The sequence below is a fragment of the Candidatus Margulisiibacteriota bacterium genome, assembly GCA_041650855.1.
Lineage (GTDB): Bacteria > Margulisbacteria > WOR-1 > O2-12-FULL-45-9 > XYB2-FULL-48-7 > JALOPZ01.
This window is the reverse complement of record JBAZKJ010000004.1, coordinates 1-26,485: the sequence shown is the minus strand read 5'-3', so window position 1 is coordinate 26,485 and position 26,485 is coordinate 1. Positions and strand designations below refer to the sequence as shown.

Genomic DNA, 26,485 nt, shown 5'->3' with positions numbered 1-26,485 from the left:
CCCTTCGCGTCCCCTTTAATGCATACTAATTTGCCGGTTCTGTTTCGTGCAAAGCGGACTTAAAGATCGTTTCCTGGTCTGCTTCCGACGACGGCAGCGGCGGAAGATTGGCGGTATCCTTGAGGCCAAAATGGCGCAGGAACTCTTCGCTGGTCGCGTAAATGTACGGCCGGCCGACCGCTTCGCTCCGGCCGACTTCCCGGACCAGTTTCTTGGCGACCAGGCTGTCGATCACCCAACCGGAGTCTACTCCCCTGACCCGCTCGATCTCCACCCTGGTCACCGGCTGTTTGTAAGCGATGATCGCCAGCGTTTCCAGGGCTTGCGCCGACAACCGCGTCTCTTCTTTGGGATGCAGGATCTTTTCCACGTATTCCACGTTCTCCGGATTGGTCCCCATCAGGTACCCGCCCGCCACTTTAAAGATCTGGACCCCCCGCCCCTGCAGCTCCGCCGCCATCTCTTCCAGCAGGCCGGTCAGATATTCCTGCGGCAACGCCAGCAGCGCCTCCAGCCGGTCAACCGCCAGCGGCTCGCGCGCCACAAAAAGCAGCGATTCCAGGATATTCTTAGTTCTCGCTGATTCCATGGACCATCTCCTGTTCCGCCCCGACCGGGGACGCGGCAAAGATCAAGATCGAGGCGAATTTCCGGTTTTGCGCGATCGTGATGAAGCACTGCTTGGCCAGCTCCAGTATCGCCAGGAAAGTCACGACCACTTCCAGCCGGGTCTTTCTGATGAACAGGTCGACGAAAGGCAGCCCGTCGCGGCGCCCCGCCACCAGCCGCTGGATCTCGCTGATCCGTTGATCGAGCGAGATCTCCTCGGCCACGATGCCGACGATCTTCTCCCGCTCCACCGCTTCGCGGTAAACTTTTTGGAAAGCGACGACCAGGTCGCGCAGCGACAGGTCGACCAGCTCGATCTCCCCGACGACCTTTTCCCCTTCGTGCCGCCCGTAGATCTTTTCGAAAACGTTCTTCCGCTGCCGCAGGTCCTGGGCGACCTGTTTGAACAGCTGGTATTCCTGGATATGCTGGGCCAGCGACTCTTCCACGCCCCGCAGCTCTTCGTCGGCCTGCATTTCTTCGGGCCGCGGCAGCAAGCCCCGGACCTTCAGCTCGTACAGGTACGCCGCCATGTACAGGAAATCGGCGGCGATTATCAGATTGGGCTCTTCCCGCCGCCAGTATTCAAAGTAAGAACCGGTGATCTGCGCCAGCGAGACCTGGTAGATATCGATCTGCCCCTCGTCGATCGCCCGGAGCAGGAGATCAAAAGGACCTTCGAAAGCGTCGATCTTGACCTGATACGCCAGCTCTTCGGTCATCTTAAACCCACCGCCTTTTTTGCTTCGGCCAGGGTCTGCGCGGCAACGGCGCGCGCTTTCTGCGCGCCGGCCGCCAGGATTTTTTCCAGCCGCTCCGGCTCCTGTTCGAATTGCGCCCGGCGCGCGTGGAGCGGCGCCAGGTAATCGATCAGGAGCTGGGCCAGCTCTTTCTTGCAGTCGACGCAGCCCCGCTCCGCGGCGCGGCACTCCTGCGCCACCAGGTCTGTCCGCTCCTTGGCGAAAACCCGGTAGTAAGCGTAGACCGGACAGATGTCGGGATGCCCTTTATCTTCTTTCTTGATCCGGGCGGGGTCGGTCACCATGATGCCGACCTTTTTCCTGACCGTGGCCGGCGGATCGGCCAGCGCGATCGTGTTTTGATACGACTTGCTCATCTTGCGCCCGTCCGTCCCCGGCAGGACCGGAAAAGCGGTCAACGCTCCCTGCGGCTCCGGAAAAAGCTCCTGGTACAAATAATTGAACCGCCGGGCGATCTCGCGGGTCAGCTCCAAGTGCGGCAGCTGGTCTTCGCCGACCGGGACCATGTTCGCCTTATATATCAAAATATCGGCCGCCTGCAGTACCGGATAGCCGAGAAAGCCGTAGGTCCCCAGGTCGCGCTCTTTCAGCTCGGCGATCTTGCTTTTATAGGTCGGCACCCGCTCCAGCCAGGGAAGCGGCGTGATCATGGAAAAAAGCAGGTGCAGCTCGGCGTGCTCGGGGACGTCCGACTGGCGGAACAGCACGCATTTAGCGGGATCGATGCCGGCCGAAAGGAGGTCGATCGCCAGCTGCTTGATGTCTTCCCTGAGGTCCTTGGTGTCGGCGTAAGCGGTCGTTAAAGCGTGAAAGTCGGCGATAAAAAAGAAGCAATCGTACTCGTGCTGCAGCTTGACCCAGTTTTCCACCGCCCCGATCAAATTCCCCAGATGAAGCCTACCAGTCGGCTGGATACCCGATAGCACTCGCTTCTTCATGCGCCCCATTATATCATGTCCGGCGCGACGTTCAAATAACGGAGCGCGTACTCCACCACGGTCTTGAACGACGGTCCGGCCACGCTTTCTCCCCAGATCGAGCCCTGCGGATCATCAACAATGATCAGGCAGATGAGCCGCGGCTCGGTCAGCGGCGCGATCCCGATGAACGAGGCGATGTAATGGCCCTTGAGATAACCCCGCCCGCCCGGCGCGGCCTTCTGCGCCGTGCCCGTTTTACCGCCGGTCGTGAAGTAAGCCATTTGCGCGCGCCGGCCGGACCCCTTGAGCACGACATTGCGCATTAATTTCAGGACCTCGGCCGCGGTCTGGCTCGAGACCGGCTTTCCCTTGGAGTCTTCGGAGAACATTCGGACGAAACGGCCGTCGTCGCTCTCCACTTTTTTCACGATATACGGCGTGACCATCCGTCCGTGGTTGGCAAAAGCGGAGAAGGCCTGCAGCAGCTGGAGCGGCGTCACGGCGATGCTCTGGCCGAACGTGATCATCGCCGGGTCCGGTTTGTACCAGTTCTCCCAGTAGCGGACGATCCCCTTCGACTCGCCGGCCAGGCCGAAACCGGTCTGCTCGCCGAAACCGAACTTGCGGATCCGGCGGTAGAAGCGCTCCGGCCCCATTTTCAGGCCGATCTGGGCGACCGCCGTGTTGATCGACTGCTCCAGCATGAACGAGAGCGAGATCTGCGGACCGGGCCACTTGATGGCGTGCGAATTCTCGATCACCTTGCCGCCGATCTCCAGCTTGTCCTGGGCGTTGAGGCGGGAATCGGGAGCGATCACTTTTTCTTCCAGGCCGGCGGCCGTGGAGATCACTTTAAAGGTCGAACCGGGCTCGTACGGATCGAGGAAAGCCGGATGCCAGCGCTGCGCGTTGGCTTTTTTGTAATCGTTCGGGTCAAAATCCGGTTTGCTGGCCAGCGCCAGGATCTCGCCGGTCCGGGCGTCCATGAGCAGCAGCATGCCCGACTGCGCCCGATAATGCTTGATCTGTTGAACGATCTCCCGCTCGGCGATGTACTGCAGATTTTCGTCGATCGTCAGGGTAACGTTCATCCCCTCCTCGCCCGGCTGGATCTCCCGCAGGGCGCCGTAAAGTTCCCGCCCTTCCGGATCGCCTTCGGTCACGACCTTCCCTTCTTTCCCTTTCAGGTATTTATCAAAGGCCAGTTCGACGCCCGACAAGCCCTGGTTGTCGGCGCCGACGAACCCGATCAGCTGCGCGGCCGTGCTCCCTTTGGGGTAAAGCCGTTTCCGCTCCTTCAATAATACTATCGAGCCGGGCGCGGTCGCTTTCAGCTTTTCCGCTTCCGCCGAAGAGAGGCGCCGGGCCAGCCAGGCGAACTTCGGTTTCTGAGTAAAAGCGGAAAAGGTGTCGATCGAGGTCGCCAGGATGTTGCCGTTCCGGTCGAGGATGTCGCCGCGGACCGAGGCGAGATTGATGATCCTGGTCCGCTGGTCCTGCGACATCCGGGTAAAGAAGTCGTGGCGGATGATCTGCACCCAGAGCAGCCGGCAGATCACGATCAGGAACAGCCCCAGGATCAAGCCGAACAGCAGCCGCAACCGCCGGTTAAACACCGCTGCCGCTCCGGCACAGCGCGGCGATCAGCATTTCCAGCTGCACGCTCTGCTGTTCCCCGCTTTTCAGGCGCATGCTCGTCTCCAGTAAAAGGGCCATATTCTCCTTAAGTTCGGCCAGAGAAAACCGCTCCAGCCCGTCCAGACATTTTTTGATAAAGTACGGGCTTCCTTTGATCCGCCGGGCGATCTCGCCGGGATCGCCGGGACGTCCGGGCAGCGCTTTGATCTGCAGCATCAACCGGTATTGGGTGGCGATCAAGCCCAGCAACCCGAACAGTTCCGCTCCGCCTTGCAGCAGTTGTCCGCACAAAGCCAGCGCTCCGGCCAGGTCCCGCCGCCGCAGTTTATCCAGCAAGGCAAAGGCGCTGGCCTCCCCCGGCGACGCCAGCGCGGCCACGTCCGCTTCTGCGATCTGCGGCCGGTCACCCAGGTAAGTGATCAGTTTTTCCAGTTCGTTCACCAGCAATCGTAAGTTCTGGCCGGAGATCTCGATCAGCAGCCGCGCCGCGCTCTCCGTGATGGCTTTACCCCGCTGCCGGCTTTGCGCCGCGACCCAGCGGAGCAGCGCCGCCTGTTCCCAGGGGGCGAACGACTTGAACTCTTCCGCCTGCCCGTTGGCCGCGATCCACTTAAAAAGCTTGGTCCGGCCGTCGATCCCCGGATTGCGCCAGACGACCGTCGTGCCGGGGGCGAGGTTTTGCAGGATACTAATGACCGCCGGCTGGTCGTCGGCGGCTACCTTGGCTTCGTCGATCACGACCAGCTTGGCGCCGCCCAGCAAAGACTGGCCGCAGAGCGCGTTCGAGAGCGTTTCCAGGGAAAGGTTGGCGCCGTCCAGCTGCTCGTGATCGCCCGCGGCGGCCCGGAGAGCCTTGATCCGCTCGTCGATCAGGTAATCCTCCGTGCCGAAAAAGAGGTAAACTTGTGTTTTTGTCATGATAAAAAAAGCCGACGAGCGGAATTGAACCGCTGACCTGCTGTTTACGAAACAGCTGCTCTACCAACTGAGCTACGTCGGCAACCAAGCAAACCCGGCCAACTGAGTCCCGACATAATCATTATATCAATTTATCGAATGTCGGGATCCCGACATTCCATTAATTAAATTATCTAATAATGTCGTCGGGACTACGTCGGCCCAAGCCCCGATCCTGGTCGGAAAAAGCCGGCGGCCAGAGTTGAACTGGCGACCTACTGATTACAAATCAGTTGCTCTACCAGCTGAGCTACGCCGGCAACCTTACCAACGGCTCATCAGGAGCCGGGCGTTATCATTGTGCGGCAGAACCCGCCGGGTGTCAACATCGACCAGCCAGTCGAAAGATTCCAGCGCCCCCCCGCTCTGCTCGCAAAGGAAACTGACCAGGAAACGTTCGCCCTGTTTCCTGACCTGCCAACCTTTTTCCACGATCGGCGTCCCGAGCGACTTGGTCAGGGTCACGACCGATTTGACCGCCGCGTCGATCCTGGTCCCCTTGTTCGTTTTGCCGCTCTTGAGGATCTGCAGCGAATCGTCGGCTACCAGCGGCGCCACTCCGGTCGGCGCTTTGGCCGCTAAACCGGCCGGCCGTTTCCTGGCCGGCGCCGCCGCCAGCGCGGTCTCTCCGCCCAATAGCGCGCGCAGCCGTCCGTTGTCCGGGTCCTGCCGCAAACCTTCGCGCCAGGCGTCGCGAGCTTCCTGGTCCAAGCCGAGCGCGGCCAGGCTTTCCCCCATCGCTAACCAGGCCTCGACCGCCGCCGGCCGCAATTCCACCGCCCGGCGCAGCGCGGCAATCGCTTCGTGCCAGCGTTTGGCCCTAATCCTTTGCCGGCCCGTTTGCAGGTAATCCTGGGACAGGTCGCTGGCCGCGACCCTGATCTCCATGTTCCGTTCATCCAGCCGCAGGGCCTTCTGCAGCGCGTCGGCGGCGCTGTCCCGGTCGCCCAGGGCGACGCGGCTGCGCGCTAACCCCAGGTAAGCGGCGGCGTAAGCGGGATCGACGGCAATGGCGTTTTGGTAATTCTGGACGGCGGCGGCGAAGTTCCGCGCCTTGTAAGCCTCCGCGCCCAACCGGCAATAATCGTCGGTCGGCTCCTTGACGTTGACCGCCGAGATCCACCCCTCTTTGCCGTCGTCAAAAACGACCTTGTACCACGGCATCTTGGAAATGCTGGTCACCACCTGGCCGGTGTAGAGGATCCGGTTAAAATCCGGCGCGTAAGCGGTGCAGGTCCCGGTCACGGTCAATGGCCAACCGGCGCTCAAGAATGCTTCGCCCTGGGAGACGTCGGCCGCCGCGGTTTTGGCCGCCGCTTTGTTCACAAAAAATTCGACCGTCCGCTGGATGCTCCCCCGGCGGCCGCTGATCTGGTAACGGGCCACGTGGACCCCTTCTTTCACTCCGTTCGGTATCCGGAAAGCGGTGCTCCAGGACTGGCCGTCGTTGCTGGCCAGCGCGACCGGTCCGTTCTGGAAATCAAAGACCGCTTTGACCGTCTTGACCGGGGCGGCCGTCCTGACGCCGAGCGAGATCACCCGTTCGTCCTTGACGACGCTGGGGTAAACCAGCGCTTCCACCCAGACCAGGGACAACGCTTCGCCGGCCTCCGTGGGCCCGGCTTTAATGCTCAGATTTTCCCGGTCGATGCCGCCCTCCAGAGCGGCGGCGACGGTGACCAGCAAGCAGACCGAGCATAATCCGGCAAAGATCTTTTTCATTTTTTCCTCCCTCTCAACTTTATAAATTAATAGGTCAGCAACAAATTGTCGATGCTGGTCTCGACCTCGCCTTCCGGCTTATCGGTCAACAGGATCAATTGGACCTTCAACAACCCGCCCGAGCCGTTGCGCTGGTCCGGGTTCCAGACCCCGTCGCCCGAGCCGGGATTTTCCAGCTTAAAAGCGGAGAACGGGATCGAGATCCGGGTAAATCCTTTGCCCAGGATCGGGACTTCCGCCACCCATTTGTCATCCTTGGTCGCCAACCAGTCCTTGGCCGCGTCCTGCTCCAGGGCCAGGTTGTTATTGTCGTCGTCAAAGACCTCGATCTTGATCTTGCCGCGCTTGTCGCTGCCGTAGATGTCCAGCTGCAGCCGGGTAAAACCGCTGGCGTCGACGTTCAGGTCCGTCCCGATCCCGCCGGCGAACCAGTTGACCGACCGGCTTTTCAGCTTCAGCGCGTACTCGCCGCACGACTCGGCGATCGCGTCGCGCGCGCCGGCCTCCAGCGAGGGATTGCGTTCGACCGCGATCTTGGCTTCGCCGAAGCGGTACCATTTATCCGCCCGGCCGTTCTCGAAATTATCGATCAGGTAGAACGTGAACTCGGCCCGGGCCACGACAGCCAGCGCGGCCAAAAACACCAAGCCAATTAGTTTTCGCTTCATTTCTTTTTACGCGAAACTCGCCGGGGTTTTCGGTCTGCGGCCTCCTTTTTTGCGTTCTTGATCGGCAATTTTGCTTTCGGCTTGGCCTTGGTCCTGCCGGCCGCGGTCTTGACCAGCGGCGGCAAAACCTGCAAAGCCAGGCGCTCTTTTTCCGTTTTTAACCGTTCGTTCTCCTTGGCGATGGACAGATTGCTCTTCTCCAGCACCGTCCTGGTCTGCTTGAGGTCGTAAAGCGCGCCGGTCAGGCTGGTAAGCTGGTTGCGCAGGTCGTGGTTCTGCTCGGCGACCGCCTCCTTTTCCAGCTTCAGCTCACCGAACATGAAAGAGAGCTTGGCCATCTTTTCCTGGTAATGCGCGTCTTCCAGGCACGGCTGGCGCCGTCGAAAGACTTCCGCCCCTTTCGCGACGGAAACGGCGGCGACCAGGGAGGCGAGCAGGCCGGCGGCCAAATAAAGCAGGTTCACGGAAGAAGCGGAATGCGAGCCGGTGGACAGGACGTGCGACAAGGACGGACCCATATTATTTCTCCCTTACAATATATTTCGAGGATTGGCGCAGGCCGGAATTGAACCGGCGACGCCTGCCTTTTCAGGGCAGCGCTCTACCAACTGAGCTACCGCGCCAGATCCTCGGATTGACCCGCCCGCGACTCGAACGCGGCACCACTTGCTTAAAAGGCAAGTGCTCTACCTGATGAGCTAGCGGGTCATGGTGAAAATAATTTTAACTTATGTAAGGGGTAAAGTAAAGAAAAATCTTGCGCCGTGGCCCAGCCCATCGGACTGCGCCCAGACCTTGCCGCCGTGCGCTTCCACGATCTCGCGGACGATCGCCAGGCCCATGCCGATCCCGCCGGCGCTGCGGGTGTACGAACTGTCGACCTGGAAGAATTTCTCGAAGATCTTCTCGATGTTCTCGCGTTCGAGCCCGATGCCGGAATCCCAGACCTCGACCTGGGCGGCGCCGCCGATCCTGGTGATCCTGATGCCGGCCCGCCCTTTTTTGGGGGTGAACTTCAGCGCGTTGCCCAGCAGGTTGCCGGTCACCCGGGTGATCTTCGATTCGTCGGCCAGCAAAGTGTCGATCTCCGGCGATAATTCGATCTCCGGCTTGATCTCCTTTTCCTGGAACTGGAAATCCATGCCGTCCACCGCTTCCTGCACGATCGCGTTGAGGGAGACCGGCTCTTTTTTGATCTCGATCGGCCGGCCGTACTCCACCCGCGTGATATCGAGCACGCTGTCGATCAGGCTCAGCAGCCGCCGGCTCTGTTTTTTGATAACGTCGATCGCGGTCCGCTGCTCCGGCGTCAGCTTGCCGATCTGCTCGCCGAGCAGCATGTCCGTATAGCCCTGGATCGGCGTCAGCGGCGTGCGCAGTTCGTGGGAAATGACCGACATGAACTCGGTCTTCATCTGTTCCCGCTCCTTGGCCTTTTCCAGCTCCCAGGTCGCTTTCTTGTTCTCGGAAACGTCGCGCCCCACTCCCTGGATGGCGATCAGTTTGCCGTTGGAATCGAAGATCGGGTTGGAGAAGATCGAGAACCAGATCAGGTTCCCGTCCTTGCGTTTCATTTTGAACTCGACGCCGGTCTTTTTGCCGGAAAAAGCGGCGCGGTAAAAATCGCGGACCTTTTGCAGGTCTTCTGCCACCACGTACTGCTCCGGGTTGACCAGCCCCTGCAGGAACTCGCCCGGCGAATACCCGGTCAGTTCCTGGAGATTTTGGCTGACGTGGACGTGGCTGGTCTGGGTATCGATCGTGAAAAAGGCGTCGGACGAGGCGTCCGCCAGCGTCTGGCTTTTCATGTTCGCGTCGTGCGCGATCCGCTGGCATTCCCGGACCTCAAAGCCGGCGGCGATCTGCTTGGCGAACGCGTCGGCGATCTTCAGGATCTTCGGCTCGTTCTCCCGGGCGGCGAAGAACAGCAAGCCCTGGACTTCTTTATTGATCACGACCGGGCAAAGGCCGACCGCCCTGACCCGGACCGGCCGGGCCGCGGTTTCGACGTCATAGACCGAGATGATGTTCTTGACCCCTTCCGCCGCGTTCTCGGCAAAGGCCGCGGTCTGGGTATCGACCACGCGCTCGACGAACGGATTAACGGACGGCAGGAACACCTGGCCGCTCGTTTTCACGATCGGCAAAGGGAGGGAGAACTTGATCTCGTATTGGGGGGAATCGGGCTTCTTGACCGCCATAAAGACCAGCGGCGACTCCGCCGCCAGCACCGCGTCCCGCAGGATCGCTTCGATCTTTTCCTGGTCGTGGTTCTCGAATTTCATTGGTATTTAGGCGTCCGGTGCAGCTCGGTCAGGAGGGCGTCGACCTCTTTCTCCAATTCGATCATTTTCATTTCCCGGCCGACGGTGACCTGGTGCCACTCCTGCAATTCCTTCATCTGTTCGCGCAGCTTATCCTCCGACCGTTTCCGCTCCGTGATGTCGTTGGCGATCGCGGACAGGCCGATCACTTCGTCGGTCCCCGCCTTGATCGGGGAAATGGTCACCAGCAGGCAGAGCGCCCGTCCGGCCTTGTTCTGCCGGGTCACTTCCAGGTTCTTGAGGTTCTCGCCGGCCTTGATCTTGGCGATCCAGCCGGCCGTTTCTTCCCGGCTGACAAAAGGGAGCTGTTGTCCTATGACTTCGGCGGCCGGGTAACCGAGGATCCGCTCCGCCGCTTCGTTCCAGGTCTGCACCTTGCCTTCCAGGTCAATGGTAAAGATCGCGTCGTCCGAGCCTTTGATGATGCTGTTCAGGTAATCCCTGGTCTCCATGATATCGCGGTACAATTTCGCGTTCTCGATCGCGATCCCCGCCTCCGCCGCCATGGTCGCCAGCAGCTCCAGGTCGTCGTCGTTGTACGTTTCTTCCGACAGCTTCTCGCCCAGCAACAATACGCCGGTCAGGTCTTCTTTGATGAATGAAGGGACCGCCACCGCCGCTTTGAATTTCTCCATTGCCAGGATCGCGGCCGCGGCCATCTCCCGGTCCGGCCGATCGATCCTCGTGCCAGCCAAACGGTTTTTCAGCTCTTCGATCAGGATCGCCGACTTCTCCGTCCGAAGCAACACGATCAGCGGGTCATCTTCACTGATCTGCAACCCGGTAAATTCTTTTGGCAGGCTATTGATCTTCTCGACGACATAACAATGCCTTTTCTCTTCATGCAGCAGCACGGCGACCCCGCCGACGCAAAGGATCTTCGCGACGGTCATGTCGATCATCCGGAAAAGCGTTTCCAGGTCGGTGATCGACGCCAGCCGGTTGGTGACTTCCCGGATTATGCGCTGGTATTCAATGACCTGCTGAAAGAAGATCCTGTCCGTCCCGGCCTGCAATAGCCGGCGCAGCGGCATAAAGGTCAACGTCACGATCAGGGCCGCCGGTAAAGCCGCCCAAAAGGAAAAATAGCCGAACCAGAAACGGAACAGATATTCGAACCCCAGCACTACTAAAACATAAACGAAAGTTATTCCCGTCGTGATCAGGGAGTAAGCGGTCGTTTTTTTCAGGATCAGGCTGACGTCCATCAAGCGGTAACGTAAAATGGCGTAGGCGGTGATCAAAACGTAAGGCACCACTGCCAGACCGGACAATTCAGTGACGGGGATGCCCGTAAACATCGCGGCAATCGTTAATAAGCCGCCGATAAAACCGGCGCCAAAAGCCAGTAACAGGAATTTGATCTGCTGCAGCTTATGTCCCCGGTGGTTCCTAATATCAAGGACAAGCCAAACATTGCCCAAGATCGCCGAGTAATAAACGATCAAGGTCAAAGGAACGAACAAAATGCCCGGCACCGTGAAATACGCGAAATGGCCTTTAGCGACAACCCCGCTGACAAATAATCCGGTTGTAAGGTCCAGTACGGCAAATATTATAGTTAAGCCGAGAAAAATATTGTTCTGGGCCTTCCAATACAAGTTCCGCTCTTTCATTAGAAAAGTGGAAATGAAAAGCGAAAAAGAGGCCGGGATCAGAATGATCCCCAGGCAGGCAAGTTTGGCGAACAGCACCGCGGCATTTACCGAAGTAGAGTTGACCCCCAGGAAAGCGCTGCCATTCCACAAAAATACGGAAAAACAAAACGCCAAAAAGTAGAGCTGTTCTTTGCTTCTTGTTCCCCTGAACCAGAGCAGGAGGATCAAGCAAAAGCTGATAACGGCCGAAAACAAATAGACCGCTGAATATGGGTTAAATGTCATATGATCTTTTTAGTAAACAATTGTTAACCCGCCCCACGACAAACCTGCCGCCGTACCGAGAAAAATGAGCTTGTCGCCTCTTTTGATCGTACCATTTCTGACGAACCGGTCAAGCGTTAAGGGCATGGAAGCGGCGGCGGTATTCCCGCACTCCGCCAAGGTCATTAAGGCTTTCGCCATATCGATCCCGACTTTTCTTGCTCCGCCCGAAATACCGAAGATGCTTGCCTGATGAGGGATCAAATAATCGATCTCGTTCTTGGCAAAATCGGCGTATTTCATTGTACCGGCGATCAGATCGTCCATTCCCCTCATCGCCTGCTTCAAGACCGGCGAACCGTTCATGTAAAACATGTTAGTTTCCGGTTCTAAGCCGGCCTTATTGGGATGATTGCGATTCCCATATCCTTCGATATGGATCAAATGATCATGGGTCGAATCGGTCTTAAAATAAGCGGAATTAATGGCCGACTTGTCGCCTTCGTCCGCCCGGCTCACGACCACGCTGCCCGCGCCGTCACCCAGCAGAAAGCGGGACTCTCCCTCCCGCCAATTGATGACTTTGGACGTTAATTCCGCCGCCGCGATCAAAATGTTTTTGTACTTACCGATGCTGATATAGTTTTTGGCAATATCCATGGCCAGTAAAAAGCTCAGGCAAGTATAATTTACGTCAAAAGCGGCGGTATTCTTAAGGCCGAGTTTTTTTTGCAGCCGGGAAGCGGTCGTCGGGATTGCCTGGTCGCCGATACTGGAACCGAAGATAATCAGGTCGATCTCTTTGGGGTCGATCTTAGCGGCGGCGATCGCCTGTTTGGCCGCTTCCAGGGCGAGGTCGGAACTTGACTGGTCCGCGTTCGCAAAATGCCGGCTTTTAACGCCGGTCATTTCCACAATTTGATTCGGCCTTAAACCGTATTTCTTTTCTAACTCCGCGCTCTCAACGACAATTTCAGGCACATAGCTTCCCGTGCCAATTATTTTAGCGTTGCCAGAAGCCATCATCCCTGTTCGTTACCTTTCCGGAATCGGGCCCGGCCGGATTTGAACCGGTGATCTCCTGCGTGACAGGCAGGCGTGTTAAACCGGACTACACTACGGGCCCTCAATTCCGCTCGAAAAAGTAATTATACCAGCTTTCGGGCACGCCGTGAAGCCTGGTCATGTGCAAGTACAGCGTTGACGACGGACGGTAGGGCGTGCCGATCAGCTTCAGCCCCGCCTCTTCCGGCAGCCGGTCCCCTTTCCGGTTGTTGCAGCGGGCGCAACAAGCCACCATGTTCTCCCATTCGTCTTCCCCGCCCCGGCTCTTGGGAATGACATGGTCGATCGTCAGCGTACAGCCGACTTTGCCGCAATACTGGCAGGTGTGATTGTCGCGCAGGTAAATATTCTTGCGCGACAGCACCACCTTGGTGTACGGCAGCGGCACGTAATGCACCAGCCGGATGATCTCCGGCAGCCGCAGGGCGCCGTTGATCATCTTCCCGTTATAGGCAACGCCGGCCGCCCGCCCCTTGTAGAGCATGGTCATCGCTCTCCGCCAGGAGGTGATGTTGATCGGCACTTGCGTTTCGTTCAGGACCAGCACTTGCTCTGCCATTTTAGTAAAAAGAAAAGAACGGAGGGGGAGAGATTCGAACTCTCGCTACCTTGCGGTACTAACGGTTTAGCAAACCGTCCCCTTGAACCACTTGGGTACCCCTCCTCAAAACTAAGCACGAAATACGAAACACGAAATTCGAAACGGAGGGAGGAGGATTCGAACCCCCGGTGCGCTTGCGCGCACAGTAGTTTTCAAGACTACCGCCATCAACCACTCGGCCATCCCTCCGTGAAACTCTCCCCTACTCTCCGCCCGAGATCAACTCTTCGATCTTTTTCTTGGCGAACGGCGTCTTGGCGATGATCTCCGCCGCTTCCGCCCTGGTCAGGTACATCTTGGGGCCGAAACCCTGGTCGCCGATGTATTCGAACAGGCCGGCGTCTTTGGTCGCGGCAATGGCCGGCGCCGCCCAGTGATCGACCGGCACGTCCCAGTAAGGCGCCTTCAGCAATTTCGGCTTCAGGTAGAGGCCGGAAAAACGCGCCAGGATCGTCGCCGCTTCCGCCCTGGTGACCCGCTTGGCCGGCTTGAACGAACCGTCGGGGAAACCGTTGATGTATTTGCGCTCCACCGCCAGGCTGACGTACGGCGCCTCGTAAGACTGGAGCGGCACGTCGTTGAAGCGGACGGCGATCTCCTTGCCGACGATAAACCCTTTCGCCTTGACCAGCAGCACCGCCAGCTCGCCCCGGGTGATCTCCTTGGTCGGGTAAAAATTCCCGTCCTCGTACGGGTCCATGATCCCCAGCGTGGTCAGGTACTGGATCGGCTTGCGCGCCCAGTAGGCTTCGGGCACGTCCGGAAAGACCTTAAGCAGCGGCTTGCTGACGATCTCCGGCTGCGGAACCGTCGATTTGCGCTTCTCCGCCTTCGCTTTGATGCTCTCCTGGATCCGCTGCTCCTCTCCCCGGTAACCGACGGAGAAGAAATGGGTGGTGTTCTCGGACAGTTCGCCGAACTGGTGATAGGCGTAGTCGAAAGTGAACCCGGCGAAATAAAAGCCGACGCCCGCCGTCAGGTTGTTGTCGACGCCGGTCCCGCTTTCCGTCGCCCGCGGTTTCTGGTCCAACCCGCCGCGCAGGGCCAGGCTATCCAGCGGCCAGTACTCGACCCCGGCGTGGTAAGCGGTCGGACGGTTCTGGCTGCTTTTTTCCAGGTCGAACAGCAGGTCCAGCTTCTGGTCCCAATTGGCCCGCGCGCCGTTGGGCCCGAACATGTTCAGCCGGCCGCCCAGGTGGGTGACCATCGGGATCGCCTCGGTGACCGCGTTCTTTTGCCAGGAGAACTTGCCGCCGAAACTTTCCGGCAGGAAATTCTGCATCGTCAGGCCGAAGTTCAGCCAGGGATTGACGTCCCAGAGCATCCCCAGGTCGGCGTCCATGCCGCTGCCGGTCGCGTCCTGCATCGTCGACCCGCCGCCGGTAAAACCCTGGGCGAACAGCTTGAGGCTGGCGCCGAGCGCGACGTTGCCCCCCGCTCCGCCGCGCAGGAACCGGCTGAGCTTGGAGCCGTAGGAAAAGACGATCAGGCTGGAAGTGTAATCGGTGGCGCCGTACTGCTGCGCTTCCTGGCTGGGCCCGGAGCCGACCAGCTGCATCAGCGGGATGCTGCCGACCGAAGCGTTGACGTAACCGACGCCGAACTTGCCGAGCGGCGAATTTTCCGCGGCGCCCAGCAAAATGTAATTGACGTCGCCGAGCATCGCGCCCCCCATGCTGACCAGGTTCAGGCTTTTATTGCGCGAGAGGCCGGCCGGATTGGTAAAGATGGCGCTGGCGTCGTCCGCCAGGGCAAAATAGGCCTTACCCAGGCTGAGCGGCCGGGCGCCGACGCCGATCTCGCTCAGGTCCAGGGCGGCCATGGCTGTTGAACCGCACAAAACGACGGCTAACAGCAGGCAAATCAGCTGTTTCATGCTGGCTTTTATTATCGCCGATAACATCCGGCCTGTCAACTTCGATTAATTATGTTAAAATGAATTAACCATGCTGAGCAAGATCCGCAACTTCTGCATCATCGCGCACATCGATCACGGCAAATCAACGCTGGCCGACCGGCTGCTCGAATTCACCAAAACGATCGAAAAGCGCGACATGCGCGCCCAGGTCCTGGACACGATGGACCTGGAGCGGGAGCGCGGCATCACCATCAAGGCGCAGGCAATCAGGATGGAATATAACGGCTACGTGCTTAACCTGATCGACACGCCGGGCCATGTCGACTTCTCGTACGAGGTCTCCCGGTCGCTGGCCGCTTGCGAAGGGGCCCTGCTGCTGGTCGACGCGACGCAGGGGATCGAAGCGCAGACGCTGGCCAATTACCATCTGGCCCTGCACAGCAACCTGACGATCATCCCGATCATCAACAAGATCGATCTCCCCGGCGCCGAAGTGGAAATGGCGAAGAACGAGCTGGTCCACACGCTCGGTTTCCGGGCGGACGAGATCCTGCTCGCTTCGGCCAAGGAAGGCCGCGGCATCGCCGAGATCATCGACGCGGTCATCGCCCGCGTCCCGCCGCCGCAAGGCGACCCGGACGCGCCGCTCCAGGCGCTGATCTTCGATTCCCATTACGATTCCTTCCGCGGCGTCATCGTCTATCTCCGGATCGTCAACGGCACCTTGAACAAAGGCGACAAGATCCGGCTGATGGGGACCGGCAAAGAGTTCGAAGCGCTGGAGATCGGCACGCTCCGGCTCGACCTGATCCCGCGCGACACCTTAGCGGCCGGCGAGGTCGGTTACCTGATCGGCAACATCAAGAACATCGCCGACGCTCACGTCGGCGACACCGTTACCCGGACCAAGTCCCCGGCCCCGGCCGCCCTGCCCGGTTATCAGCCGATCAAGCCGATGGTCTTTTGCGGCTTCTATCCGATCAACGGCGAAGATTACGAGCTGCTCAAGGAATCGATCGAAAAACTGCAGCTCAACGACGCCGCCCTCTTCTACGAACCGGAGACTTCGACGGCGCTCGGCTTCGGTTACCGCTGCGGTTTTCTCGGGTTGCTCCATCTGGAGATCACCCAGCAGCGGTTGACCCGCGAGTTCAATATCGGGCTGATCGCCACGACGCCCAACGTGGTCTACCAGGTGAACCTGACCAATAAAAAGGTCCTGCTGATCGACAACCCGACCAAGCTGCCCGACCTGTCGCAGATCGAATCGATCGAAGAACCGTATCTTAAAGTCAGCATTTTTACCCCGGCCGACTATGTCGGCGCGGTCATGACCCTGGCCAACGACAAACGGGGAACCTTCCTCAACCTGGAATACCTGGACCCGAAGCGGGCGGTGATCACTTACGAATTGCCGCTGGCCGAGGTGATCATCGAGTTCCACGACCTGCTCAAATCGGTCACGCGCGGCTATGCTTCGATGGACTACGAGCAGGTCGGCTACCGGACCTCCGACCTGGTCAAACTCGACATCCTGATCAACCAGGAGCCGGTCGACGCCCTCTCGTTCATCGTCCACCGCGACCGCGCCTATTATTACGGCAAGAAGATGACCGAGCGGCTGGTCAAGGAGATTCCCCAGCACCAGTTCTCCGTCCCGGTCCAGGCGGCGATCGGCGGCAAGATCATCGCCCGGGAAACCATCAAGGCCAAGCGCAAGGACGTGCTGGCCAAATGCTACGGCGGCGACATTACGCGAAAAAGAAAACTGCTAGAGAAGCAAAAAGAAGGCAAGAAGAAAATGAAGCTAATCGGCCGCGTCGAGATCCCGCAAGAGGCGTTCCTCGCCGTCCTCCGCCTCGACCAATGACCGCGCTGTATGTCCACATCCCCTTCTGCAAACGTAAATGCAACTATTGCGACTTTGTTTCCTATGCCGGCAAAGAGGCGCTGATCGACGCGTATGTCAACGCTTTGGTCAGGGAACTGGGGACTAAGGAACTGGGAACTGGGGGGCCAGAAACTATTTTCTTTGGAGGCGGGACGCCTACCCTGCTCGAGCCCAGACATTTCGAGCAAATAATAAAAACCGTAGCGGCGGTCTTTAGACCGCCATCCCGAAATGGCGACCTGAAGGTCGCCGCTACAAGCGAAATCACCATCGAGGCCAACCCCGGCACAGCCGACAAGGCCAAGCTAAAAGCGCTCCGAGCGCTCGGCATCAACCGGCTCTCGATCGGTGTCCAGTCGTTCAACGACCGGCATTTGACCATGCTTGGCCGGGTCCATGACTCGGCGACGGCTAAACGGTTCTATCAGGACGCCCGCGCCGCCGGCTTCGAGAATATCAACCTCGATCTGATCTTCGCCCTGCCCGGGCAGACGCTGGCGGAATGGAAAGCCGACCTCCGGCAAGCGCTCGAGCTGGATCCCGAACACTTATCTGTTTATAATCTGCAAATTGAAGAAGGAACCCCTTTTGCGGGAAAATTTACCAAGGCGGACGAAGAAGTCGAACTGGCCATGTACGAAGCCGCGATCGATACGCTGACCGCCGCCGGCTATAAGCATTACGAGATCTCGAATTTTGCTAAACCGGGCCGCGAATGTCAGCATAACCTGGTCTACTGGCGGAACGGGAACTACCTCGGCGTCGGCGCCGGCGCGCACTCGCATGTTAACGGCCAGCGCTGGTCGAACCCGAACTGTCTCGAGGAATATCTGTCACGTGTCGCGAGTCACGAGTTGCGGGTCAGCGACCCGGAGACCCGCGACCCGCGACCCGAAACCATTTTCCTCGGTCTGCGGTTGCTGGACGGCCTGGCCCAGGAGCATTTCAACGGATTTGAACGCGAAGTAAAAGAGTTGATAGCTGACGGGCTCCTCACGGCTGACGGCAGCAATTATAAACTGACCAGAAAAGGCCTCTACCTCGGCAACCTGGTGTTCGCAAAGTTCGTCTAACCCTCCCTTGACACCCTCGGGTTAACCTTGCTATAATTAGCACTCATCTGGAGAGAGTGCTAATGATAAAAACCATTGAACTTGACGAACGGAAAAAGCGGATCCTGGAAGCGATCGTCCGCGACTATCTGCACACCGCGGAAGCGGTCGGCTCGCGCACGATCTGGCGCGCCTATATGCCCGACCTCTCCCCCGCCACCATCCGGAACGAAATGGCGGACCTGGAGGCAATGGGGCTGATCGTCCAGCCGCACACTTCGGCCGGGCGGATCCCGACCGACCTCGGTTACCGTTTCTACGTCGATCACCTCATGAAAGCGCGCCAGCTGACGACCCGCGAGCAGGAGGTCATCAGCGACGGGCTGAAAACGATCCACCAGGACGTGGAGAACGCCCTGCACCAGACCTTAAAGGTCTTGTCCAACTTGATGGAATACGCTTCGGTGGTGGCTACGCTCAACGACCGGACCCGGGTCTACTCGACCGGCTTTTCCCACATGCTCAAGCAGCCGGAATTCAATAATGACATGACCTACACCCGGCACGTCATGGAAGTGGCAGAGAACGAAGAGCTGATGGCCGACATGATCAAGGAATACACGACCGAGAAAGGGATCACGATCAAGATCGGCCACGAAAACGATTTTAAAGAGGTCAAGAACTGCAGCGTGGTGATGAGCTCGTACGACATGGGGCAAGCGGCGTCCGGCGGGATCGGCGTGATCGGCCCGACCCGGATGAGCTACGGCCGCGTCGCCAGCATCCTGGAAAATCTTTCCCGGCGTTTGGACAATTTACTGGAGGGGAAATAATGGCCGAAGAGCTACAGGAAACGCCAAAAGAGCTGCCGCCCGAGAAAAGTGAGCTTGAGCTGACTCAAGAAGAGCTGATCGAGACCAAGAACCGGCTTCTCCGCGCGCTGGCGGACTTCGACAATTACAAAAAGCGCTCCGCGCTCGATCGCGAACAGTTCGTCCAGTTCGCCAACGAAGCGCTGATCACCGCCCTCCTCCCGATCTTGGACGGGTTTGAGCGGGCATTGAAGCACAAAACCAGCGCCGAGATGACCAAGGGGCTGGCGTTGATCAAGAAACAGCTGGAAGACGTGCTGATCAAGCACGGGGTCAAGGAGATCGAGGCGCTCGGCAAGCCTTACGATCCCAATCTGCACGAGGCAATCTTGAACAAAGAACACAAGGGACCGGAAGGGGTCATCATCGAGGAAATGCAAAAAGGGTATACGCTCCATGGCCGCGTCATCCGGCCGTCCATGGTGATCGTGAGCAAGAAAGGAGCAAAGTAAAATGGCACAGGAAAAGATAATCGGGATCGATCTGGGGACGACGAACAGCTGCGTGGCGGTGATGATGGGGGGCGAATCGACGGTAGTACCGAACTCGGAAGGAGGTCGCACTACCCCGTCGATCGTCGCGTTCCTGAAGGACGGCTCGCGCGTTGTCGGCCAGGTGGCCAAACGGCAGTCGATCACCAACCCGGAGCATACCGTCTCCTCGATCAAGCGCTTCATGGGACGCCGGTTCGACGAGGTCGGCGGCGAATTGAAGTATGTCCCCTACCGCGTGGTCAAAGGCGGCAAGGACGAGGTCAAGGTCAAGATCGAAGAGAAAGAATACACCCCGCCGGAGATCTCCGCCATGATTCTGCAAAAGATGAAGCAATCGGCCGAGGACTTTCTCGGCGAGCCGGTCAAGAAAGCGGTGATCACCGTCCCCGCCTATTTTAACGACAGCCAGCGCCAGGCGACCAAGGACGCCGGCACCATCGCCGGCCTGGAAGTGGTCCGGATCATCAACGAACCGACCGCCGCGTCGCTCGCTTACGGCCTCGACAAAAAGAAGAACGAGAAGATCGCCATCTACGACCTGGGCGGCGGCACGTTCGACATTTCTATTCTGGAAATTGGCGACGGGGTCTTCGAGGTCAAATCGACCAACGGCGACACCCACCTCGGCGGCGACGACTTCGACCAGCACATCATGAAGTGGCTGCTCGAAGAGTTCAAGAAAGACCAGGGGGTCGACTTGAGCCACGACCGGATGGCAATGCAGCGGCTCAAGGAAGCGTCCGAAAAAGCCAAATGCGAACTCTCCACCGCCGCGGAAACGGAGATCAATCTCCCCTTCCTCACGGCCGACCAGACTGGCCCCAAACATTTAGTGATCAAGCTGTCGCGCGCCAAGCTGGAACAATTGGTCGGCGACCTGATCGAGCGGTCGATCGCGCCGTGCAAACAGGCGCTCGCCGACGCCGGACTCTCTGCCAGCCAGATCGACGAAGTTATCCTGGTCGGCGGCATGACCAGAATGCCGAAGGTCCAGGAAACGGTCAAAGCGTTCTTCGGCAAAGAGCCGCACAAGGGCGTTAACCCCGACGAAGTGGTGGCGATCGGCGCCGCCCTGCAAGGCGGCGTCCTGGCCGGCGAGGTCAAGGAGATGGTTTTGCTCGACGTCACGCCGCTGACGCTCGGCATCGAAACGCTCGGCAGCGTCATGACCCCGCTGATCGAGCGGAACATGACGATCCCCACCTCCAAGAGTCAGGTCTTTTCGACCGCGGCCGACGGGCAGACCTCGGTCGAGGTCCACGTCCTGCAGGGCGAACGCCCGATGGCCTCGGACAACCGGACGCTCGGCCGCTTCCATCTCGACGGCATCCCCCCGGCGCCGCGCGGCATCCCGCAAGTCGAAGTGACCTTCGACATCGACGCCAACGGGATCTTGAACGTCAAGGCCAAGGACAAAGGGACCGGCAAGGAACAGAAGATCACGATCACCGCTTCGTCCGGCCTCTCCAAGGACGAGATCGAGAAGATGAAGAAGACCGCCGAAGCGCACGAAGCCGAGGACAAGAAGAAACGGGAAGAGGTCGACACCCGCAACCAGGCCGACGCTATGGCCTACTCCGCCGAAAAGACGCTGAAAGAGGCCGGCGACAAGGTCGACGCGCCAACTAAGGAAAAAGTCGAAAAAGCGATCGCGGTTACCCGCCAGGCACTGGCAGGGACCGACGCCGGCGCGATCAAGAAAGCGCTCGACGACCTGCAAAAAGAAGTGTACGAGATGTCGGCTAAGATCTACAAAGAAGCCGGGCCGACCCCGGGCGCCGAAGGCCAGCCTCAGGGCGGCGGCAACGCCGGCGAGGGGCCGACGGTCGACGCGGAAGCGGAAGTTAAAGACGATAAGTAATGAAGAAGGACTACTATGAAGTCCTGGGGATAAATAAAAGCGCGGCGCCGGACGAGATCAAGAAGGCGTACCGCAATTTAGCCCGCAAGCATCATCCCGACGTCAACAAGGAAGCCGGCTCGGCCGACAGGTTCAAGGAGATCAACGAAGCCTACCAGGTCCTCTCCGATCCGCAGAAACGCTCCCAGTACGACTACTTCGGCCAGGCCGGCGGCCCGCAGGGCGCCGGCGGGTTCGGCGGAGGAGGATTCGAAGGCTTTGATTTCGGGGGCGGCAGCGGAAACTTCGGCGACCTCGGCGACCTGTTCGACATGTTCTTCAGCGGCCGCCAGGGCGCAGCCCAGCGCCGCGGCGGCCCGGAGCGGGGCGAAGACCTCCGCCTTGATCTCCGCATCACGCTAACCGAAGCCGCTAAAGGAGCGGACAAAGAGCTGGAAGTCCCCCACTACGTCGCCTGCACCACCTGCAAAGGGAGCGGCGCCAAACCGGGGACCTCGCCGGTCAAATGCGCCACCTGTAACGGTTCGGGCCAGGTCAAGAAAACCCAGCGAACGGTCCTCGGCAGTTTCGCCCAGATCATCACCTGCCCGACCTGCCGCGGCAGCGGCGAAGCGATCGCCTCACCCTGCCCGTCCTGCCACGGCAACGGCCGCGAAAAGAAAAAGCACGTCGTCAAGATCAAAGTTCCGGCCGGAATCGATTCCGGCTACCGCTTGCGGGTATCCGGCGCCGGCAACGCCGGGACTAAAGGCGGTCCGCCCGGCGATCTTTACGTCTTTATCGAAGTTCAACCGCATCCGCTGTTCAACCGCGACGGGGCCAATCTCTACTACCGGACCGAGATCAGTTTTATCCAGGCGATCTTAGGCGACGAGATCAAGGTGCCGACGCTCGACGGGGAAGCGACCATGAAGGTCCCGCCTGGCACGCAGCCGAACACCAATTTCAAGATCAAAGAGAAAGGACTGCCGCACCTCCAGAGCAAAGGGAAAGGCGATCTTTATGTCCTGGTCGAGGTCAAGATCCCAACCAAGCTTACTAAACAGCAGGAAGAGCTGCTGAAACAATTCAAAAATGCCTAGGTTATTCGTCCCACCCGCGGATTTCCCCAACATTACCGGAGCGGACGCCCATTACGTCCGCAACGTCCTGCGCCTGCAGGCCGGCGACCGCCTCGAATTACTGGACGGCACCGGCCAGGTCCATGAGGCGGAGATCGTCAGCTTAACGAAAGAGCTGGTCACGGTCAAGATCGTCAGGTCGTCCCCGTCCGACCGGGAGCCGGCAGTCAAAGTCACCTTGGCTCAAGCGCTCCCTAAAGGGCAAAAGATGGATTTTGTCGTGGAAAAATGCGTCGAGCTCGGAGTTAATAAGATCATCCCGGTCGTGACTGAGCGGACGATCGGCAAAACCGCCAAGACCGACCGCTGGCGCAAGCTTGCCAAGGAAGCGGCCGAACAATCGGGCCGCGCCATCATCCCGGAAGTCAGCGAGCCGACCGACTTCACGTCGGTCCTTAAACTAAAGGAGCGGTTCGGTCTGGCTTTGTTGCCCTGGGAACTGGAAAAGAATATTAGTTTACGGTCGGCCCTTCAGACTTCTAAACCAACTTCTATAATTGTCTTGATCGGACCGGAAGGAGGATTCAGTCGGGCGGAAGTCGAGCAAGCGCGGGCCGCGGGGTGGCAAACCGTCACTCTGGGGAAAAGGATCTTACGGACGGAAACGGCGGGACTGGCGGTCTTGGCCAATATTATGTACGAGCGGGAATAAGCGCCGCGATCTCCGCCGGCACCCCTTCCTCCGTCTCTTTTATCTCGGCCAGCGCGTTTTGGAAATGAGCGGCCAGACCAAACGCTTCCCCTTCGGTCAGGATGATCTTTAAGAGCTCGACGATCTCCGGCGCCTTCATCTTTTGGTAGAGCGCGACCAATATTTTATAGGTAAAATTGATCCGGAGCCGGTCCAGCTCCTTGTCGTTCTCCCGGCCGCGCCGCAGGATATCCCTGACCGTGGCGGTAAGCCCCGCCAACTCGGCCGCGAATTCCGGCGTCTCCCCTTTTTCCGTGAAGAGCATCTCCAGGTAATTGAGCCGGGCAACCAGGTAAGAGGGATCGACAGCCATCGACCGCTCATAGCTCGCCCGCGCCTGCCCCGTCTTGCCCTGTTCTTCCTGCAGACAGCCCAGGCAGGACCAGAGGATCGGGCTGTGCGGGAAATCCTTGATCAGCCGGGCAAGGACTTTTTCCCCTTTTTTGCAATTCAGCCGCTTCTCCGGGCCTTCTTTGTCGGAACCGACAAAAATCGCGGTCAAAAGCTCGGCGGCATAGATCCGGAGCGACTGAAATGCTCCGAGGTGCTCTTCGTAGACCCGCAGGGAGACATCTGCCCCAATGACGCTGATCAGTTTTTCCGCCGCCGCTTTGTCCCGCCCCAGGTGCGAGTCGTTCCGCGCCTGCATCGTTAAGCAGTAATTATAAGCGCCGGAATCCCGGCCGTTATGCCGCATGATCGCCGCGATCAGCCGCGCGCTTTCTTCGACCAGGCCAAGATCCTGGCAATTGCCGGCAAAACCGACCATCATGATCGGATATTCGGCGCAAAGCTGTTCGCAGGTCGCCACTGCTCCCGTCAGGTGATCGACCAATTTGGCCAGCAGCGTCCGCAGCTGCGCCCGTTCCTCCCGGTCGCCGCTCGCCGCGTACCGGTCAAAGGCCTGCTTGGTGAAATCGACGATCAGCATCGGTTCGGCCTTTGGCCCGGCCAGGAAACCGTTCAGCCATTCGGCGACCTCGGCGGTCCGGCCCTGGAGCAGCCGGATCTTCGCCCGGTTCATATGGCTTTTGACATTTTTCGGGTCCCGCCGGAGCGCTTCTTCAATGCTGGCCGCCGCCTCTTGCAGGTACTCCGGGGCGCCGCTTTGCACATGCGCCATCAGCAGCGCCAGCGCTAAATTACCAAAGGCGGCCGTGCGCGTTCCTTCCAGCTCGGCCCGGCGCTCGCCCGCGTTCTGTCCCGGCGGCAGTTCCAGCGCGATTATCGTCCGGGCATAGGCGGCTGCGGCCGGGAACTGGCGCAGGCTGAGATGGAGCAGCGACAGCCGCTCCAGCGCGATCAGGGAAAAAGCGTCGTAAAACAGGGCCCGCCGGTAAAGCGCGATCGCACCGGCCGTATCGCCCGCCTCCCCGGTCTTGTGCGCCATGACGCTGAGCAAGCCGGCGGTCTGGCGGTCGAGATTTTCCGCCGCGGGATTGAGCCGGTAACAAGCCAGCAGTTCGGCCAAAGCTTCGTCCCAACGGCGCTGCTTATATTCTGCCAGGTAAGCCCGGTAATGCTTGCCGAACAAATTGTCCATGATCAAGGCGCACAGCTCCTGGTTTTTGTGCGTTTTATTATCGGCGGCGGCCGCCAGCCGTTCGACCAGCGGATAGTAGCTGGCCTGATAGAGCGCTTTATAGGCCGCGTCGGCGGCTTTCGGGGAAATCTCTTCCCCCAGCGAGAAGTGGCGCCGTACCCCGTCGAATTCCAGCAGGTCGCCCTTGTTATTAATGTAGCCACTGGCGATCAGCTTGTCCCAGACTTGTTCCTTGCTCCCGGCTAATCCGTCCAGCGCGGCCGGGTTTAACCGAGTGTGGCCAAGCTCCAGCTCGTCGTTTCCCAGCAATTCCCTGATAAAATTCGGTATTCCCAAGTCAATAATATTGGTGTTGGCTATCCGGCGCTCGACCGCGTTCCCTTTGGCTATTTTGTTAACCATTTCGCTCAAATGCTTATTTTGCAGATAGCGGCAGAACCGGGCCAGGACAGCGTCCCCCCGCTCGGCCGCCAGTTTCTCCAGCGCCGCCAATTTTTTGACCGTCACTTCGTCGTTCCGGCTGAGCGTCAGGTCGTTTTCCAGCAGATTAGCGATCTGCTCGAACAACCTGGTCTGCGACAGGGCCACTAATTCCCGGCCGGCCGGCTCTTCGCTGCCGCATTTCGCCCAGAGCGCAAGGACCGTCTTGCGCAGTTCTTCGTGTTTATTTTCCGTTTCTTTTCTGTCCGTTTTGACCGCGCGGTCGGCCGCTTTGATCTTGGGCGGCAGTTTCTTGTTCTGCGGATCGAGCCGCAGCGCGGCCTGAAAAGCGGCCAGCGCCTCCTTGGCCAGGCCAAGCCCAAGCTGGAGATCGCCGGCCGTTTCGTGGAACCACGGCTGCGCCGGAAAATGCCGGCAAAATTCGTCCAATGCCAACACGGCCCAGCTTTCGTCATGTTTGGCGGTCTCGGCCAATTCCCGGCAAAAAGCCTGCTGCAGGTCGAAGCTGCCGTTGCTCTTCAGCAATCCCAGCGCGATCCGGAACTCGGCCTCATTGACGTTTTGTTCGGTGAAACAGGCGGCGATCGAACCGAGGTTGCAGCGGAGCAGCGCCGCGATCTTTTCCGGCGTGAACAGTTTCGTTTTCTGTTCCAGCAGCTTGATCCCCTCCAGCGGCTTGGTCTCCAGCAGGACCTTGATCGACGCAGAAATACCTTCGGGGCTCAGGAGCTTGGTCGTGCCGTTCTCCCGGCACAGATGCTGCGCCAGCTGGTCGGGATGGTTAAAGAGCGCTTCTAACTGGTGGAACGACAACGAATGGCTGACAAAAAGATCGCGGACCCCGCTCAAGCATTTCTGCAGCTCGGGCTGCAGTTCCCGCTTGAACTTGAGCCCGGTCAGGACGTGGAGGTTGCCGTGGGGGGTGATCCCCTGCTCCCGAAAAAATATCCCGATCAGGATGTTATTATAAACTTTGGGGCGATTCCCGCCCCGCTCCGCGCCCGGTACTTTCATACGAAGTTATTTCGCCCGGCCGCGGCAATAATTTCAAGCGATTATGTTCGAATTACGGTGGGGAAAAGACAAAAAGAGAGGGACCCCCCTCTCTAAAGTATCCAAGTTCTCTTTAAAAAGGAATGGGTCCCTGCTCTTTATAAAACGATAGGCTGAGACACGGACAGGGACAAGCCCTTCGACGTAACGGTCTTCGACCGGACAACGGAATAACCGAGTTCGAAACCGGTTTTCCCGAGCCCTAAGCCTAAATCAGCTTTGATGCCCAAAGCGGCATCGCCACCGAGATTGCCTGAGGTCGTGCTGTTACCGTAAACGACGTAGTTCAAGCCGCCTGCCAGATAAGACTCAAGACCGCCCATCCACTCTGCCGGCAAGTTGATGATGCCGCCAGCGCGAACCGGGATAGCCTTTAAGCCTCCACCTCCGTAGAAACCACCCAGACCAACGGTGTAGTTGATGCTCTTAGCACCCAGACCAACCATTGAGCCGAGGCCCACGAAGTCATCCAACACCAAGC

At 59.1% G+C, this 26,485-nt stretch carries 22 protein-coding genes and 7 tRNA genes; 7 read left to right on the top strand and 22 right to left on the bottom strand.

What is annotated here, in order from left to right; genetic code table 11:
* Window positions 1–25: 25 nt before the first annotated feature.
* The 20 genes from scpB to WC529_08560 all read right to left on the bottom strand — a co-directional run bounded on the left by scpB (window position 26) and on the right by WC529_08560 (window position 15,003).
* Window positions 26–589 carry an SMC-Scp complex subunit ScpB gene (scpB, locus tag WC529_08655; protein MFA5114339.1) on the bottom strand — a complete coding sequence of 188 codons (564 nt, stop codon included), beginning with the start codon at window positions 587–589 and terminating at the stop codon, window positions 26–28.
* On the bottom strand, window positions 570–1,331 hold the full coding sequence (locus WC529_08650; GenBank protein MFA5114338.1) for a segregation/condensation protein A: 762 nt from the start codon (window positions 1,329–1,331) through the stop codon (window positions 570–572). Before WC529_08650 ends, scpB begins: the two co-directional genes overlap by 20 nt.
* Window positions 1,328–2,308 carry a tryptophan--tRNA ligase gene (gene trpS / locus WC529_08645; GenBank protein ID MFA5114337.1) on the bottom strand — a complete coding sequence of 327 codons (981 nt, stop codon included), beginning with the start codon at window positions 2,306–2,308 and terminating at the stop codon, window positions 1,328–1,330. Before trpS ends, WC529_08650 begins: the two co-directional genes overlap by 4 nt.
* 8 nt (window positions 2,309–2,316) lie before the next feature.
* On the bottom strand, window positions 2,317–3,891 hold the full coding sequence (locus WC529_08640) for a penicillin-binding protein 2 (GenBank protein MFA5114336.1): 1,575 nt from the start codon (window positions 3,889–3,891) through the stop codon (window positions 2,317–2,319).
* 7 nt (window positions 3,892–3,898) lie between these two features.
* Complete coding sequence (gene holA / locus WC529_08635; protein MFA5114335.1) at window positions 3,899–4,846, bottom strand: DNA polymerase III subunit delta; 948 nt, start codon at window positions 4,844–4,846, stop codon at window positions 3,899–3,901.
* Between the two features lie 9 nt (window positions 4,847–4,855).
* Window positions 4,856–4,928: transfer RNA gene (locus tag WC529_08630), tRNA-Thr, on the bottom strand.
* A 144-nt stretch (window positions 4,929–5,072) separates the two neighbouring features.
* Window positions 5,073–5,145: transfer RNA gene (locus tag WC529_08625), tRNA-Thr, on the bottom strand.
* A gap of 4 nt (window positions 5,146–5,149) precedes the next feature.
* Window positions 5,150–6,607, bottom strand: a complete 1,458-nt coding sequence (locus WC529_08620) for a tetratricopeptide repeat protein (protein ID MFA5114334.1) — start codon at window positions 6,605–6,607, stop codon at window positions 5,150–5,152.
* A 26-nt stretch (window positions 6,608–6,633) separates the two neighbouring features.
* Window positions 6,634–7,275: a hypothetical protein gene (locus WC529_08615; GenBank protein MFA5114333.1), complete on the bottom strand. Its 642-nt coding sequence runs from the start codon at window positions 7,273–7,275 to the stop codon at window positions 6,634–6,636.
* On the bottom strand, window positions 7,272–7,793 hold the full coding sequence (locus tag WC529_08610; protein ID MFA5114332.1) for a hypothetical protein: 522 nt from the start codon (window positions 7,791–7,793) through the stop codon (window positions 7,272–7,274). The genes WC529_08615 and WC529_08610 overlap by 4 nt, the downstream gene beginning before the upstream one ends.
* Before the next feature lie 32 nt (window positions 7,794–7,825).
* Window positions 7,826–7,898, bottom strand: a tRNA-Phe gene (locus WC529_08605).
* 12 nt (window positions 7,899–7,910) lie between these two features.
* A tRNA-Lys gene (locus WC529_08600) sits at window positions 7,911–7,983 on the bottom strand.
* Between the two features lie 20 nt (window positions 7,984–8,003).
* Window positions 8,004–9,560, bottom strand: coding sequence for a PAS domain-containing sensor histidine kinase (locus WC529_08595; GenBank protein MFA5114331.1), 1,557 nt, complete (start codon window positions 9,558–9,560; stop codon window positions 8,004–8,006).
* The gene (locus tag WC529_08590) at window positions 9,557–11,482 is read right to left on the bottom strand and encodes a PAS domain S-box protein (protein MFA5114330.1); all 1,926 of its coding nucleotides are present in this window, start codon (window positions 11,480–11,482) and stop codon (window positions 9,557–9,559) included. The genes WC529_08595 and WC529_08590 overlap by 4 nt, the downstream gene beginning before the upstream one ends.
* A gap of 9 nt (window positions 11,483–11,491) precedes the next feature.
* Window positions 11,492–12,484 carry a ketoacyl-ACP synthase III gene (locus WC529_08585; GenBank protein ID MFA5114329.1) on the bottom strand — a complete coding sequence of 331 codons (993 nt, stop codon included), beginning with the start codon at window positions 12,482–12,484 and terminating at the stop codon, window positions 11,492–11,494.
* A 27-nt stretch (window positions 12,485–12,511) separates the two neighbouring features.
* Window positions 12,512–12,587 (bottom strand) — tRNA-Asp (locus WC529_08580).
* Window positions 12,588–13,085: an HNH endonuclease gene (locus WC529_08575; protein MFA5114328.1), complete on the bottom strand. Its 498-nt coding sequence runs from the start codon at window positions 13,083–13,085 to the stop codon at window positions 12,588–12,590.
* A gap of 19 nt (window positions 13,086–13,104) precedes the next feature.
* Window positions 13,105–13,190 (bottom strand) — tRNA-Ser (locus WC529_08570).
* 39 nt (window positions 13,191–13,229) lie between these two features.
* A tRNA-Ser gene (locus WC529_08565) sits at window positions 13,230–13,316 on the bottom strand.
* Between the two features lie 13 nt (window positions 13,317–13,329).
* Window positions 13,330–15,003 (bottom strand): S-layer homology domain-containing protein, encoded by a 1,674-nt coding sequence (locus WC529_08560; protein ID MFA5114327.1) that lies wholly within the window; start codon window positions 15,001–15,003, stop codon window positions 13,330–13,332.
* Between the two features lie 70 nt (window positions 15,004–15,073).
* Between WC529_08560 and lepA the strand changes: the two genes are divergently transcribed.
* The 7 genes from lepA to WC529_08525 all read left to right on the top strand — a co-directional run bounded on the left by lepA (window position 15,074) and on the right by WC529_08525 (window position 22,928).
* On the top strand, window positions 15,074–16,855 hold the full coding sequence (lepA, locus tag WC529_08555; protein ID MFA5114326.1) for a translation elongation factor 4: 1,782 nt from the start codon (window positions 15,074–15,076) through the stop codon (window positions 16,853–16,855).
* Window positions 16,852–17,949, top strand: coding sequence for a radical SAM family heme chaperone HemW (gene hemW, locus WC529_08550; GenBank protein ID MFA5114325.1), 1,098 nt, complete (start codon window positions 16,852–16,854; stop codon window positions 17,947–17,949). Before lepA ends, hemW begins: the two co-directional genes overlap by 4 nt.
* 62 nt (window positions 17,950–18,011) lie before the next feature.
* The gene (locus WC529_08545) at window positions 18,012–18,761 is read left to right on the top strand and encodes a hypothetical protein (protein MFA5114324.1); all 750 of its coding nucleotides are present in this window, start codon (window positions 18,012–18,014) and stop codon (window positions 18,759–18,761) included.
* Complete coding sequence (gene grpE / locus WC529_08540) at window positions 18,761–19,252, top strand: nucleotide exchange factor GrpE (GenBank protein MFA5114323.1); 492 nt, start codon at window positions 18,761–18,763, stop codon at window positions 19,250–19,252. Before WC529_08545 ends, grpE begins: the two co-directional genes overlap by 1 nt.
* Window position 19,253: 1 nt before the next feature.
* Window positions 19,254–21,155 carry a molecular chaperone DnaK gene (gene dnaK / locus WC529_08535; GenBank protein MFA5114322.1) on the top strand — a complete coding sequence of 634 codons (1,902 nt, stop codon included), beginning with the start codon at window positions 19,254–19,256 and terminating at the stop codon, window positions 21,153–21,155.
* Window positions 21,155–22,237, top strand: a complete 1,083-nt coding sequence (dnaJ, locus tag WC529_08530; GenBank protein MFA5114321.1) for a molecular chaperone DnaJ — start codon at window positions 21,155–21,157, stop codon at window positions 22,235–22,237. The genes dnaK and dnaJ overlap by 1 nt, the downstream gene beginning before the upstream one ends.
* Window positions 22,230–22,928 carry a 16S rRNA (uracil(1498)-N(3))-methyltransferase gene (locus tag WC529_08525; GenBank protein MFA5114320.1) on the top strand — a complete coding sequence of 233 codons (699 nt, stop codon included), beginning with the start codon at window positions 22,230–22,232 and terminating at the stop codon, window positions 22,926–22,928. The genes dnaJ and WC529_08525 overlap by 8 nt, the downstream gene beginning before the upstream one ends.
* On the opposite strand, the gene WC529_08520 is transcribed toward WC529_08525, so the two are convergent.
* On the bottom strand, window positions 22,909–25,965 hold the full coding sequence (locus tag WC529_08520; GenBank protein ID MFA5114319.1) for a tetratricopeptide repeat protein: 3,057 nt from the start codon (window positions 25,963–25,965) through the stop codon (window positions 22,909–22,911). The two genes, WC529_08525 and WC529_08520, sit on opposite strands and share 20 nt — an antisense overlap.
* A 137-nt stretch (window positions 25,966–26,102) precedes the next feature.
* The coding region (locus WC529_08515; GenBank protein MFA5114318.1) for a hypothetical protein at window positions 26,103–26,485 on the bottom strand (383 nt) is incomplete at its 5' end.

Coding starts and splice junctions, on each gene's coding strand:
- WC529_08525 (MFA5114320.1), top strand. CDS start 22,230: ATGCCTAGGTTATTCGTCCCACCCGCGGATTTCCCCAACATTACCGGA.
- holA (MFA5114335.1), bottom strand. CDS start 4,846: ATGACAAAAACACAAGTTTACCTCTTTTTCGGCACGGAGGATTACCTG.
- WC529_08620 (MFA5114334.1), bottom strand. CDS start 6,607: ATGAAAAAGATCTTTGCCGGATTATGCTCGGTCTGCTTGCTGGTCACC.
- trpS (MFA5114337.1), bottom strand. CDS start 2,308: ATGAAGAAGCGAGTGCTATCGGGTATCCAGCCGACTGGTAGGCTTCAT.
- grpE (MFA5114323.1), top strand. CDS start 18,761: ATGGCCGAAGAGCTACAGGAAACGCCAAAAGAGCTGCCGCCCGAGAAA.
- WC529_08520 (MFA5114319.1), bottom strand. CDS start 25,965: ATGAAAGTACCGGGCGCGGAGCGGGGCGGGAATCGCCCCAAAGTTTAT.
- lepA (MFA5114326.1), top strand. CDS start 15,074: ATGCTGAGCAAGATCCGCAACTTCTGCATCATCGCGCACATCGATCAC.
- WC529_08650 (MFA5114338.1), bottom strand. CDS start 1,331: ATGACCGAAGAGCTGGCGTATCAGGTCAAGATCGACGCTTTCGAAGGT.
- WC529_08595 (MFA5114331.1), bottom strand. CDS start 9,560: ATGAAATTCGAGAACCACGACCAGGAAAAGATCGAAGCGATCCTGCGG.
- WC529_08545 (MFA5114324.1), top strand. CDS start 18,012: ATGATAAAAACCATTGAACTTGACGAACGGAAAAAGCGGATCCTGGAA.
- WC529_08615 (MFA5114333.1), bottom strand. CDS start 7,275: ATGAAGCGAAAACTAATTGGCTTGGTGTTTTTGGCCGCGCTGGCTGTC.
- hemW (MFA5114325.1), top strand. CDS start 16,852: ATGACCGCGCTGTATGTCCACATCCCCTTCTGCAAACGTAAATGCAAC.
- dnaK (MFA5114322.1), top strand. CDS start 19,254: ATGGCACAGGAAAAGATAATCGGGATCGATCTGGGGACGACGAACAGC.
- dnaJ (MFA5114321.1), top strand. CDS start 21,155: ATGAAGAAGGACTACTATGAAGTCCTGGGGATAAATAAAAGCGCGGCG.
- scpB (MFA5114339.1), bottom strand. CDS start 589: ATGGAATCAGCGAGAACTAAGAATATCCTGGAATCGCTGCTTTTTGTG.
- WC529_08590 (MFA5114330.1), bottom strand. CDS start 11,482: ATGACATTTAACCCATATTCAGCGGTCTATTTGTTTTCGGCCGTTATC.
- WC529_08560 (MFA5114327.1), bottom strand. CDS start 15,003: ATGAAACAGCTGATTTGCCTGCTGTTAGCCGTCGTTTTGTGCGGTTCA.
- WC529_08575 (MFA5114328.1), bottom strand. CDS start 13,085: ATGGCAGAGCAAGTGCTGGTCCTGAACGAAACGCAAGTGCCGATCAAC.
- WC529_08585 (MFA5114329.1), bottom strand. CDS start 12,484: ATGGCTTCTGGCAACGCTAAAATAATTGGCACGGGAAGCTATGTGCCT.
- WC529_08610 (MFA5114332.1), bottom strand. CDS start 7,793: ATGGGTCCGTCCTTGTCGCACGTCCTGTCCACCGGCTCGCATTCCGCT.